This is a genomic window from Velazquezella soli (assembly GCF_977018685.1).
This window is the reverse complement of the sequence record NZ_CDRNXF010000001.1, coordinates 169,753-181,570: the sequence shown is the minus strand read 5'-3', so window position 1 is coordinate 181,570 and position 11,818 is coordinate 169,753. Positions and strand designations below refer to the sequence as shown.

The following is an 11,818-nucleotide window of genomic DNA, read 5'->3' as shown; positions in this document are numbered from 1 at the left end:
ACCCCATCGTGACGCTCTTACTCTACGCATTGAACCCGCTGGCTGACGACTGGGCTGTATGGCATCGAACGCTTGTTCTAACGCCAGTGACTGTTAGCCTCATCGTCTTTGTGGTTAGCCCGCTAGTGGCAAAATATTTTGACAGGTTTCTGCGTCCTCGATCAGCGCGTTGAAGGTCACCAATGCATCTCTCCGCACCAACGGTGCCGGCATAAACGGAATTAGCGTCACCATGCAGAGCGGTGGAACTGAATGCAGCGTTCAGCTTCCATATAAATGGCGACACGAACTCAAACTCAGAAAGGAATTTGAAGATGGTTATGAATCGACGTGCATTCTCGGCTACCTTAGTCGGAGGAGCAGCGACTATGCTTTTAGCGACAAGGGGCACGGCAACTCCGGCATCGCGTCGTGCGCCAAAAGCCCGAAACATCGTTCTTGTGCACGGCCTTTTTGCTGATGGCTCTTGCTGGAACGACGTTATAACCCTCTTGCAGGCGAAAGGGCTCAACGTTACCTCCGTCCAGAACCCACTGACGACGCTCCCTCAATCGGTTGCAGCAGCAGAACGCGTTCTCAACCGCCAGGACGGTCCAACCGTTCTCGTCGGTCACTCATTCGGCGGAATGATTGTTACCCAAGCCGGGATGCATCAAAACGTCTCTGCCCTTGTCTATGTCGCGGCTCGTGCTCCAGATGCCAACGAGGACTTCGCAACTCTTGCAAAGACCTATCCCACCCCGGCTGCGAGTGCGGGGATCGTCTATGACGGGGAGGAGGGAAGGCTTACCGAAGAGGCATTTCTGCGGGACTTCGCCGGCGATGTCCCCGAGGCAAGGGGCAAGCTCCTTTATTCGACGCAATATCCCTTTCAAAAGACCTTACTGGCAGGTGTTGTAACAGACGCGGCATGGCGCTCGAAGCCTGTCTATTATGCGGTATCAGCTGAAGACCGAACCATCAATCCGGAGCTGCAGAGGTATCTGGCCGAGAGAATGGGGGCAAAAACGGTAGAATTACCAGCCAGCCATCTTTCGATCATCTCGCATCCACGAGAAGTTAGCGAGCTCATCCTGGAAGCTGCTGGCCACGGCTGACATTGTGTTGGTCTTCATCGGGTACCGTGCTCCGGCAATGGCTTGGTTCCATTGGTTCGGTCGTTTCCATTGCAGTGGCCGCACTGGGTTTCAATGTGATCGGTTGGGCTCGCTCTGATAAGGGCACGACGTACTTTCGTGTCTTCGTTGGTGCCGACGCTATGGATGAGTATTTCAAACAGAGTAATTAATTGGTCTGTCTACTGCCGGATGAACCGCAAACCTCCGGACTTCGAGACCGAAAATGCCTTTCAAGGTTGCCCAAGGAAGCTATTTGATCAATGTGCGCACGGAGGATCCTGATGGTATCTTGCGATGCAGGGTCCTTCGCGCGATCTGCCCCTTTTCCTCCGTTCCCTCTTGAATTCCATAAGCTATCTTATACAATTTAGGGTTGATTTTCGAGCGCATATAATAACAGACGTCGAGGGGCTCTCGTGACCTGTTCCACCTGACCACCAAAACGGAGTGAATAAATGCAGCACTGGCTGGACAAGCTGACCGATCTTGCGGCGATACAAGGCGACGAAAGCATTCTGACGCAGGGCCTTTCCGACCTCACCCAACATTTTGGTTTCACCGGCTACGCCTATCTGCACATCCAGCACAAGCACAGCATCGCAGTCACCAATTATCATCGCGAGTGGCGGTCGACGTATTTCGAGAAGAGCTTCGACAAGGTAGATCCCGTCGTCAAACGCGCGAAGTCACGAAAACAAATATTTACGTGGTCCAGCGAACAGGATCGCGCGAGGCAATCGAAGGAAGAGCGTGCCTTCTACACGCAAGCTGCAGATTTCGGCATATGCTCCGGGGTAACCGTTCCGATCAAGACTGCCAACGGCTCGATGTCGATGTTCACTTTAGCGTCGGAAAGGCCAGCAATCGATCTCGACCGCGAGATCGACGCGATCGCGGCCGCTGCTGCCGTCGGACAGATCCATACTCGTATTTCGTTCCTCCACACCACTCCGACTATGGAAGATGCCGCGTGGCTTGACCCGACAGAGGCGACTTATCTCAGGTGGATTGCTGTCGGAATGACGATGGAAGCAATTGCTGATATTGAGGGCGTAACTTATAACAGCGTCCGGGTGAAGCTTCGCGAGACGATGAGACGCTTCGATGTTCGGAACAAGGCCCACCTCACCGCACTTGCAATACGTAGAAAGCTGATCTGATTAACGGTGACCGACCGCTTGATCTATTAGCGCACCAGGCTTGATCCCAATAAGGCGGGTCAGCTCGCGATCTTGGGAACGTAACCAAGAACCCCGATGAGCGTGTTGACCGCGCTCATCTGTGAATGCATTTCGATCATTGCTTCGATGTATTCGAGATGCTGAACGCCGCCAGTGGATTTTCCTGTCCTGTAGTCGTCAGGCAAGGCCTGGAACAGTTGCTCCGCCTTCACAACGAGCTGCCTGTGCAGCCGGATGGCATTGACCGTCAAAGTCGCGACGTCTCCCGCGGAAAGGCCGTGTGTCAGCCCGATCACAGGGCGCAGTTCACATGTGTCCACTGATGAATGTTCAGAATCCATTTATGATCTAACCCTGCGCAATGTCCGCGGTCCGCCCCCGCTGACGATAAACCCTGTGAACCCTGACCGGGGGTTAGAATCCGAGATGAATCGGCCCTGCGACCTTTAGCCGGAGCCTGGACATACGTCACAGGCCCCCGGACACAAAGTCAGAGGGTTCCTGGCGCCGTTTCGGTCAGCACCAACCGTTCATCTGCGGATTCTAAGCCGCAACGCAGTGCGTACTGCGTCGGGCTTCTTATAAAAGGTTTGATCTGCTTTCGCTAGGGGAACAGCAAGATAAACGTTTCGAAGACCTGCAGAAACCCGGCTTAACGCTCTGCGCCAATGCCGGACAGGTCGACTCTTATCCCTGCTTTGTTGGGATCAGACGGCGAAGCTTGGGCCGGCACCTCGGGTTTGGTTTCTTCCGGAAGGCCAGCTTGTGTGTCGGCGCCATCGTGGCGGTCCGGCTCCGGCTCGGCGAGCTTTACATCACCTGGATCTTCCGCCCGAAACACTGCCGTTCCCTCAAAATATCCACTCTGCCAGGCGATAATCGCATCGTCGAACACTTGCGTCAGGACTTGCCTCTCGGACGGCTTGCCATACCATTTTGTCACGATCCGATAGACCTTGGCGAACAGGGCCGTGCCCATGCGCACGTTCTCGCAAGCATCGACCAGGTCCGGCTTCAGCTGGCCCGTCTCCAGGATTCCGAGCCCTGCGGGATATTGCGTGATGCCAACGCGCACGGTATTGCGACCGAGGTTGGCTCGGATAAGAGCCAACGCTTGCTCCGCCGTCTTCGGCCTGGGCACGAGCACCACCCGGTTTCCGGAGCGAATCGTGACCGCCAATGGATCCTGAGATCCTGCCCTCTCGATGAACTGTTCGACTATCGCCGGCTTCAGGCCGGGATCGCTGCATTTCTTGATGAGGGCGGGATCGACCATTGCGAACAATTCCTTATCTGTTGAAAGCTGCGACGACGGGCAGTCCGAACAGTTTTGCCCAGGCGATCACACTCGCGTTTTGAATGGCGACGATCGATGTTCCCGCGGTCCACCATCCATTGCCGGTCGCCACGATGATGTCGGGAGCTTGAAGCATCGAATGCAGGATCGGCCAGAGGATAAGCTGCTCGTAGCAGATCAGCGGAGCGATCTTGATGCCGGCGACCTCGACCACCGGATTGGCAAAAAAGTGAGCGCGTGCGCCGCCTCCCTCTCCCGTCAAGATCCGCCATGGCTGCCACATAGAAACCGGGACCGGCATGCGTTCTCGATAGAGAATACGCACCCCGCTGGCCGAAATCGCGACCATGACATTGTCGTAGCCGCCCGGATCGATGACGGCCGTGCCGGCGATCACAGTGAGCTCCGAGCCTCGCAAGCCTTGGCTCCAGAGCCGCACGACGGTCGGCGTCCAGAAGCTTAGTGCACTTTCGGGAAGAACGATGAACCGGGTTTTCACTGATGCCGCCGCGCGCACCGTTGCGATCAGGTCACGGTGATAGTCGAGCGAGCCGTCTCGTCCGAGGCTCTCGCCCTGTTCGAGATCGACGCCCATCCATCCCACGGGTAGATCAGGTGGTGTCCACGTGGCAGTGGACCAGAGCCACAATCCTCCCAGGACGATGGCGGTTGCCGGCCAATATCGCGATGTCATCATCGCGAGGCCGGCTGTCATCGCGACCAGCCCCCACCATCCCCATCCCGGAAAGAGCACGCCAGCTGCGGTCAGCGGATGTGCCCAGCCGGTTATCCCGAGGGGCGGCAGGCCTAAGAGCATCGCCGCCGCCAGATAGCTTGGCCCCATCGCCATTCCCGTTCGACCTACTCCGCGAGACTTCCCTTCCGGTCGCGCCTTCCAAAGCGCCGCATGCACGCCGGCGAAGGAGATTGAAGCAACTGTCCAGAGCAGAAGCCCAGGCCAGAGATCGGCGGCATAGAAGTTGGCGACACCCAGTGGCAGCCCACGCGAGGCGCCTAAAAAATATCCGGCGGACACGAGCGACGCCGTCAGCCGCGACGGCGACATCGCCCACAGCGTCGGAAACAACACTGCGACCGGAAACGCCAGCACATGACCGCTCCAGGCAGTCCAGCCGCAAGCGACAGATACGGCGATGAGCAGGCAGGTTAGCTGCCAATTACGGTTCGAAAGTGAGGACCGGCCGCGCCAGGCCGAGAAGGCCCGTGTCGGGAACCGGTCCAAAATACCGACTATCATAGGAGCTCGCAAATGATGAGTGAAGGAACAGATTTCTCAGTGGTACGATGCCGGTTTTGAACGGTGTGATCGGCCTGCCCTCGCCATCGCTTGTTCGGACGATCGATGAGGCGAGAGGGCTGCCGTCGACAGTGACATTCTCGGCAATTTCCACATGCTGCCCGGGAAGCGCCGCCACTGTCTTGATCAGCGGCGCAAAGCCACCGAGGCAGAGGCCACGCCTGACATAGCCGCGGCGGCGTGCCTCCTCGAATGAGGCGGTCACCGGTGGGCATATGAACACGAGATCGCCGACCTCGACCGGACGCTGCAGGGCCACGATACGCCAGAGCCCAAGCGGCTCGCTCGGCGTCAAGTTCAACCGAAAGCCGCCCATATAAGCGACTGCCGACATAGCGGCGATCGCCCCGCCCGCGCCGGCCACGAACAGGAGAGCGCGCCGCCTCATTGTTTCATCACCGGCGCCTGGCGCTGGGCTAGACGCAAATCCTCGGCCTGCCGAAGGGTCTGGACGGTGCGCTCGTGAGCGGCGAGTTGCTGGGACGTGCGCATGATCGGCCATGCCTGCTTCAGACGCTCCTTCTGCTCGGGCTGCATCCTGTCTGAGAGTTTGCCGAAGAGCTTGCCGGAGGGTTCGCGCGCAGCATTGGTGAGCAGGGTACGCTCGCCGAAGCGTTCGGTGACGGCCTGGTTGAACCCGTCAATTTCCAGCCTGGTTTCCCGATTGCTGAGGGCATATGCCATGGCCGCTGGCAGATCGTTGCGGTCGATCGCATCACGCACGCGCTCCAGCACCAAATGTGCTGCCGGCGACAATGCCGGGATGTCGATCGACACGCGCTGACGCAATACCTGTTCATCCGCCTGCAGCCGCTGCACCGCGGTCTCGCGCATCCTCAGATACTGCTCAAGATCGCGCTTCAGGGCCGGAACATTGAGGTCTGCAACGCGACGGTCCTCGCGCTCGGTCTTGCTGGCAAGAATGCCGGTCTTGCCCTTCAGCGGTCCGATCGACGCCGGGGCGGTCGTCAGCGTCTGAAGCGCCAGTTTGGCCGTTTCCTTATCCACTAGCACCGCATCGAAGTTCAGCGCTCGGAAGGCGGTCTCGGGATCGGCAAAGACGTAAGCAAAACGGGTCGAAACCTCTTCCCATTGTTGTCTGAGGGCTGGATCGGTGTCGAGCTTGTTCTCTACTGTGTTGGCAACGGAACCGGGGAATGTCTTGATGCCTGCGACCATGGGCGCGGCCTCCTTCATCGTTTGGGTTTTTAAGGGGTGGTGCAGACCGAGACGCTCGGCAAAATCTGCAAGGCGCTGGCCGAGATCGACCAATCTCGTCTTCTGGCGCAGCGTCCAGTCGAGCCGGTCGCGGACAAGTGTGCGGGCCACCTGGACGATGTTAAGGCCGCGACTTTCCGCGAACCGCAGCGCCTCGCGGTAAAGCTTTCCGCGCTCATAATCGAGCGTGGTCTCCTTGGCTTGTCTTCGGGAGAGTACCTTGGCCAGGACCTCCATTAAAGGCGAAGGACCGGCGTCCGTAATAAAGCTGCAAATCCTCGCGATGGCGGGTCATCGCCACATAGGTCAGATGCCGGTCCAGCGAGAGGCTTGCCAACACCTTCACGCGGTCAACGGTCGCGCCCTGGCTTTTATGGATCGTGGTGGCGTAACCATGATCGAGATTGCTGTAGAAGCGTTGCTCGACCGTTACATACCGGCTTTGATCACCCTCTCCGATCACAGCAACGATCCTGTTCGGTGCGGCCTCAACGACATGAGCGATCATGCCGTTCTTGACGCCGAGCGAGGTCTCGTTCTTCAGGAAGACGATCTGGTCGCCCACGTCGAACTGCCTGACACCGTCAGCCGTTTTGAAGACATGGCCCTCACCGACAATGCCGCGTTCAACGAGTTTTTCGCGGGCCATGACGTTGAGCATGCGCACGTCGCGGCGCAGATGCGCGAGGATCAGCGTTGTCTTCGTCTGATCGTAATCGTGGTTCCAGTCACCGATGAGCCGCTCGACCGCCTCGGCCTTTAGGCGCGTTCCCGTGATCCTGGCACTGGCATCATAGGCGGTCAGCGCCTTTTCCACGTTGCCTCGCGCCAGATCGAGCGACGCCTTGCGCATCCAGTCCTCACGCTGGCGATAGATTGTCTCGAGTTCGGCATAACCAATGCGGTCAACGATGGCGCGGAAGGCAGCCCCCGCCTCGATCGGCTGGAGCTGTTCGGGATCGCCGACCAGAACGATCTTGGCACCTGCCCTGACGACGGCATCGACGAAGCCGGCCATCTGCTTTGAGGCGACCATGCCCGCCTCGTCCATGACGAAGACTGTCTTGTCATTGAGAGCGTCACGACCACGGTTCCAGCGCAGCTCCCACGATGCCAGCGTGCGGCTTTGGATGCCGGCTTCTTTTTCCAGACCCTCCGCCGCCTTGCCGGCAAGTGCTCCGCCAACCACACGATATCCAGCCAGCTCCCACGCCTCGCGGGCAGCCTTCATCATCGTGGTCTTGCCGGCGCCGGCGCGTCCAACCACGGCCGCGATCCGGGCGGGACCGGCGATCTGCACGATCGCGGTTTTCTGCTCTTCCGAGAGCCGCTCATGCCTCCGGAACGTTGCGTCCAAAGCAGCTTCAGAGACAGCATGACCGTCCCGGTTCGACAGCCATAACGTCTGTCGCACCATCGTCGCTTCCAGCCGGATCATCGCCCGGGTCGAATAACGGGCCGGCAGCTTTTCTCCGGTCGCAAACTCGATCGTGTCGCGCTGAAGCCGGAGAACCTCGGGGTTCAGGATGATGCGTAACATCAGTTGCTGGAAGACAGCCGGATCATCGACATAGCGATGCAGGACCTTGGCGATATCGCGTTCATCGAAGACACTCTTTTCTCGCGTGATCAGGTCAAGCACGATGGCTGGATTGTTCAGAATGCGGCGGGTGTTTTCGCTTCGCCGCTCTTCGTTCAGTTCGATCCGTTCGAGTTCTGGCCGGACGCCCCGCTCCTGCGCCTTGCGCTCGATGGCTTTCGCCCCGACGCCGAGATGAATGGTGGGTTCAAGCTTGATGCCCTGCTTCTCATAGGAACGCCCATCAATACGGAGATCGATCCCTCCAAGCGCAAGATGATGGTTCAGCCGCTCGAACCATCCATCGCGTAAGGAATTGAAGTCATCCGTCGATCCGGCCCAGAGCTCATAGAGGATTTTGCCGGACTTCGTGCGGACCGGCTGGTCACCCTCGCCATTGACCGCAACCTTCTTCGATCCGAACCCCTCCTCGGTCAGCGGGCGCAATGTCGTCATCAGATGGATGTGCGGATTGCCTGGATTGTCATGGTAGACCCAATCGGCAACCATGCCCTTGGCGTGGATGTGTCTTTCCAAGAAGTCGCGAACTAACGCGATGTTCTGCTGCGGGGTGAGCTCCAGCGGAAGAGCGATTGTCAGGTCCCGGGCAAGCTGCGCATCGGAGCGCTTTTCGAAAGCCTCGACCTTGTTCCAGAAGGCTTCCGAAGCTCCGGCAACAGAGCGGTCGACAATCATCGCGCGGACCCATTTCGGCGCGTCGGCCGGAAGCATGAATTCCTCATGCAGCAGCCCCTCTTTACGGGTGTAGTCGATGGTGCGGGCCTCGCGCTCATATTCCATCTTCGCGCAGTGCCGGTAGGCCGCAGACAGCACCACGCTGCGGCCGCCGCCGCGGCTGACGATGCAGGCTGAGAAATGGGCGATGGCCACGGCGTAAAACACTCCCGGTTCGAACCTCGTTCCCAAAGAGCAGCCAGGTCGAGCGGCAACCCTACGGCGGCCCCGCCAGGGCCGTGGGCAAGCACGTCGCATCAGCGACGTATAATTGCGCCCTTGTATCGGCTCCTTCGGAACGGCGGGATCATCCTCCAAAGTGTCGGCTTTGCCGACGTGCAGATCTGCACATTCCTTCGGACGTGCTTTTGAGGAAGTCTTGCAACGGAACAGACGCCCAAGATTTCCAGGGAGATGCGACCGGAATGAAGAAACCATCATCGAAAATCAGGGAAGAAATCGCCAGATTGCAGGATCAGCTGAGACAGGCAGAAACACGCGAGGCCGAGCGCATCGGCCGGATCGCGTTGAAGGCCGGCCTCGGTGAGATCGAGATCGAGGAAACCGAGCTGCAGGCCGCGTTCGAGGAGATCACCAGGCGGTTTCGCGGAGGCAAAGGAAGTGCGACCGGGAAGAGAAATGGCGGCGACGGCAGGACCGCAGGTGAGACGGTCACGACGATCGAAACTGGCGCGCCTGCGGGCAGGCTTGGTGAGGCTTGAACGGATGGCCCGCACGATGACGAATGACGCGCGAAAGAAAGACACGCGCGAAAAAATCGAACTCGGTGGCCTGATCGTCAAGGCAGGATTGCGCTTTGAGAAGCGGGCACTGCTGCTCGGCCTGCTGCTCGATGCCAGTCGCCGCCTCAAGGGCAACGATGCCGAGCAATCGCGCCTCACGGCGATAGGCGCGGAGGCGTTCGCTCATGACGGCGAGTAAAGTGTTCCTCGCCGTCATCCCGGCCACGACGATGATCGTCGTCGTGGTGTTCATGCCGGGGATCGAACACTGGCTGGCCGCGTTCGGAAAGACCGCGCAGGCCAAGCTGATACTCGGGCGTATCGGCCTCGCGCTGCCCTATGCCACCGCGGCTGCAATTGGCACGATCTTTCTGTTCGCGGCAAATGGCCCAGTGGGTATCAAGGCTGCAGGATGGGGCGTCGTCAGCGGAACTGGAGTGGCAATCCTCATCGCTCTCCTGCGCGAAGGGGTTCGCCTGGCCGGGATCGCTGGCGACATCCCGAAAGGTCAATCCGTGCTCGGATATGCGGACCCCGCAACGATGCTTGGCGCATCGACAACGTTCCTCGCCGGCGTCTTCGGGCTACGCGTCGCGATGAAGGGTAACGCAGCTTTTGCCAAAGCGCACCGCGGCGGATCGGGGGAAAGCGAGCGGTGCATGGCGAGGCCGACTGGATGAAGGTGCAGGAGGCTGCAAAGCTCTTCCCCGATCCCGGTGGCATCGTCGTCGGCGAACGGTATCGCGTCGATCGCGACAACGTTGCCGCTTTGTCGTTCCGCGCCGACGATCCGTCGACCTGGGGCGCGGGGGGCAAAAGCCCGCTCCTATGCTTCGACGGCTCCTTCGGCTCCTCGCATGGCATCGTCTTCGCCGGATCCGGTGGCTTCAAGACGACTTCGGTCACGGTCCCGACCGCGCTCAAGTGGGGTGGTGGTCTCGTCGTCCTCGATCCATCGAGCGAGGTCGCGCCAATGGTAGCGGAGCATCGCCGCAAGGCTGGCCGGAAGGTGATCATTCTCGATCCCTCGGCATCAGGCGTCGGCTTCAACGCGCTGGACTGGATCGGGCGACACGGCAGTACGAAGGAAGAGGACATCGTCGCCGTCGCGACCTGGATCATGACCGACAATCCGCGATCGGCGTCTGCCCGCGACGACTTCTTTCGGGCATCTGCGATGCAACTCCTGACGGCCCTCATCGCAGACGTCTGTCTGTCCGGTCACACGGACGAGGAAGACCAGACGCTGCGCCGTGTACGTAAGAACCTTTCGGAGCCTGAACCACAGCTGCGGGCGCGCCTAACTAAGATCTACGAGCAGTCGGAGTCGGACTTCGTGAAGGAGAATGTCTCGGTATTCGTCAACATGACACCCGAGACATTCTCCGGGGTCTACGCCAATGCGGTGAAGGAGACGCACTGGCTGTCCTATCCGAACTATGCCGCGCTCCTCTCAGGCGACAGTTTCTCGACCGACGATCTTGCCGATGGCGGAACCGACATCTTCATTGCGCTCGATCTGAAGGTCCTCGAAGCCCATCCAGGACTGGCGCGTGTGGTTATCGGATCGCTGCTCAATGCCATCTACAATCGGAACGGCGATGTGAACCGTCGCGCGCTCTTCCTGCTCGACGAAGTCGCAAGGCTCGGCTATCTGCGCATCCTCGAAACAGCCCGCGACGCCGGGCGCAAATACGGCATCACGCTGACAATGATCTTCCAGTCCATCGGCCAGATGCGCGAGGCCTATGGCGGGCGGGACGCCACGAGCAAATGGTTCGAATCCGCGTCGTGGATTTCGTTTGCCGCGATCAACGATCCCGATACTGCCGACTATATCTCGAAACGCTGCGGCGATACGACGGTCGAGGTCGACCAGACAAACCGCTCTTCAGGTATAAAGGGATCGTCGCGCTCCCGCTCCCGGCAGCTCAGCCGCCGGCCGCTGATCCTGCCACATGAGGTGCTGCGTATGCGCAGCGACGAGCAGATCGTGTTCACATCGGGCAATCCGCCGCTCCGATGCGGACGCGCCATCTGGTTCAGACGCAAGGATATGAGCGCGTCCGTCGGTGAAAACCGCTTTCACAAGCAAATCACGGACGGGGTGAAGAGCTATAAGGCCGCTCCGATCATAGACACTGAGGAGACATGATATTGAGACATATCGCGACTATTGCAAGCCTATCCCTCTTCGCCGATGGCATCCTTGCATCTGTTGCCTCAGCGTCGCCAAGCCGCGCAAGTGAAACCTTCTCGATGTGCAACGGCGGCCATAGGATCACCTGCGTGGTGGATGGTGATACGTTTTGGTTTCGAGGTGAAAAGATCAGGATCGCGGACATCGACACGCCGGAGCTAAGTCCGCCGAGATGCGAGAGCGAACGAGAGCTCGGCCTTGCGGCGAAACAGCGTCTGCTCGACATCCTCAATTCGGGTCCGCTCTCGTTCAAGACGACCGCCAGGGATGAAGATCGCTTCGGTCGCAAGCTCAGGATCGTTTACCGCGATCGGCGATCGGTCGGCGATATTCTCGTCGCCGAAGGCTTGGCTCGGAAGTGGGAAGGATCACGACAGAGTTGGTGCGAATGATCCGGGCGCCGGCGGATCACTGTTGTGAATCGATGAT

Annotated in this window: 10 protein-coding genes and 2 pseudogenes; 7 read left to right on the top strand and 5 right to left on the bottom strand. The window is 59.4% G+C overall.

The window, feature by feature from the left end; translation table 11 throughout:
• Positions 1 to 232: 232 nt before the first annotated feature.
• From AC0JZ8_RS00895 to traR, 3 genes are all read left to right on the top strand, one after another.
• A complete protein-coding gene (locus AC0JZ8_RS00895; protein ID WP_471891494.1) occupies positions 233 to 460 on the top strand; it encodes a hypothetical protein in 228 nt (75 codons plus the stop codon).
• The gene (locus AC0JZ8_RS00890; protein ID WP_471891371.1) at positions 369 to 1,097 is read left to right on the top strand and encodes an alpha/beta fold hydrolase; all 729 of its coding nucleotides are present in this window, start codon (positions 369 to 371) and stop codon (positions 1,095 to 1,097) included. Before AC0JZ8_RS00895 ends, AC0JZ8_RS00890 begins: the two co-directional genes overlap by 92 nt.
• Before the next feature lie 476 nt (positions 1,098 to 1,573).
• A complete protein-coding gene (traR, locus tag AC0JZ8_RS00885) occupies positions 1,574 to 2,278 on the top strand; it encodes an autoinducer-binding transcriptional regulator TraR (protein WP_471891370.1) in 705 nt (234 codons plus the stop codon).
• Positions 2,279 to 2,337: 59 nt separating this feature from the next.
• Here the strand turns inward: traR and AC0JZ8_RS00880 are convergent, their stop codons facing one another.
• The 5 genes and pseudogenes from AC0JZ8_RS00880 to traA all read right to left on the bottom strand — a co-directional run bounded on the left by AC0JZ8_RS00880 (position 2,338) and on the right by traA (position 8,602).
• The gene (locus tag AC0JZ8_RS00880; RefSeq protein ID WP_471891369.1) at positions 2,338 to 2,640 is read right to left on the bottom strand and encodes a transcriptional repressor TraM; all 303 of its coding nucleotides are present in this window, start codon (positions 2,638 to 2,640) and stop codon (positions 2,338 to 2,340) included.
• Positions 2,641 to 2,951: 311 nt separating this feature from the next.
• A complete protein-coding gene (locus tag AC0JZ8_RS00875; protein WP_471891368.1) occupies positions 2,952 to 3,575 on the bottom strand; it encodes a TraH family protein in 624 nt (207 codons plus the stop codon).
• A gap of 13 nt (positions 3,576 to 3,588) precedes the next feature.
• Positions 3,589 to 4,758 carry a conjugal transfer protein TraB gene (locus AC0JZ8_RS00870; RefSeq protein ID WP_471891493.1) on the bottom strand — a complete coding sequence of 390 codons (1,170 nt, stop codon included), beginning with the start codon at positions 4,756 to 4,758 and terminating at the stop codon, positions 3,589 to 3,591.
• A gap of 16 nt (positions 4,759 to 4,774) precedes the next feature.
• Positions 4,775 to 5,302, bottom strand: coding sequence for a conjugative transfer signal peptidase TraF (gene traF, locus AC0JZ8_RS00865; protein ID WP_471891367.1), 528 nt, complete (start codon positions 5,300 to 5,302; stop codon positions 4,775 to 4,777).
• A pseudogene (traA, locus tag AC0JZ8_RS00860) lies at positions 5,299 to 8,602 on the bottom strand (Ti-type conjugative transfer relaxase TraA). The gene traF and the pseudogene traA overlap by 4 nt, the downstream one beginning before the upstream one ends.
• Before the next feature lie 269 nt (positions 8,603 to 8,871).
• On the opposite strand from traA, the gene traC reads away from it, so the two are divergent.
• The 4 genes and pseudogenes from traC to AC0JZ8_RS00840 all read left to right on the top strand — a co-directional run bounded on the left by traC (position 8,872) and on the right by AC0JZ8_RS00840 (position 11,781).
• On the top strand, positions 8,872 to 9,168 hold the full coding sequence (gene traC / locus AC0JZ8_RS00855; protein WP_471891366.1) for a conjugal transfer protein TraC: 297 nt from the start codon (positions 8,872 to 8,874) through the stop codon (positions 9,166 to 9,168).
• A gap of 4 nt (positions 9,169 to 9,172) precedes the next feature.
• Positions 9,173 to 9,388, top strand: a complete 216-nt coding sequence (gene traD, locus AC0JZ8_RS00850) for a type IV conjugative transfer system coupling protein TraD (protein WP_471891365.1) — start codon at positions 9,173 to 9,175, stop codon at positions 9,386 to 9,388.
• Positions 9,375 to 11,344, top strand: a pseudogene (traG, locus tag AC0JZ8_RS00845) (Ti-type conjugative transfer system protein TraG). Before traD ends, traG begins: the two are co-directional and overlap by 14 nt.
• Positions 11,341 to 11,781: a thermonuclease family protein gene (locus AC0JZ8_RS00840; RefSeq protein WP_471891364.1), complete on the top strand. Its 441-nt coding sequence runs from the start codon at positions 11,341 to 11,343 to the stop codon at positions 11,779 to 11,781. The pseudogene traG and the gene AC0JZ8_RS00840 overlap by 4 nt, the downstream one beginning before the upstream one ends.
• Positions 11,782 to 11,818 lie beyond the last annotated feature (37 nt).

Bases quoted from the DNA above. Each gene is read 5' to 3' on its own strand.
- traD (WP_471891365.1), top strand. From the start codon at position 9,173: ATGGCCCGCACGATGACGAATGACGCGCGAAAGAAAGACACGCGCGAA.
- AC0JZ8_RS00890 (WP_471891371.1), top strand. From the start codon at position 369: ATGCTTTTAGCGACAAGGGGCACGGCAACTCCGGCATCGCGTCGTGCG.
- AC0JZ8_RS00895 (WP_471891494.1), top strand. From the start codon at position 233: ATGCAGAGCGGTGGAACTGAATGCAGCGTTCAGCTTCCATATAAATGG.
- traC (WP_471891366.1), top strand. From the start codon at position 8,872: ATGAAGAAACCATCATCGAAAATCAGGGAAGAAATCGCCAGATTGCAG.
- traF (WP_471891367.1), bottom strand. From the start codon at position 5,302: ATGAGGCGGCGCGCTCTCCTGTTCGTGGCCGGCGCGGGCGGGGCGATC.
- AC0JZ8_RS00880 (WP_471891369.1), bottom strand. From the start codon at position 2,640: ATGGATTCTGAACATTCATCAGTGGACACATGTGAACTGCGCCCTGTG.
- AC0JZ8_RS00875 (WP_471891368.1), bottom strand. From the start codon at position 3,575: ATGGTCGATCCCGCCCTCATCAAGAAATGCAGCGATCCCGGCCTGAAG.
- traR (WP_471891370.1), top strand. From the start codon at position 1,574: ATGCAGCACTGGCTGGACAAGCTGACCGATCTTGCGGCGATACAAGGC.
- AC0JZ8_RS00840 (WP_471891364.1), top strand. From the start codon at position 11,341: ATGATATTGAGACATATCGCGACTATTGCAAGCCTATCCCTCTTCGCC.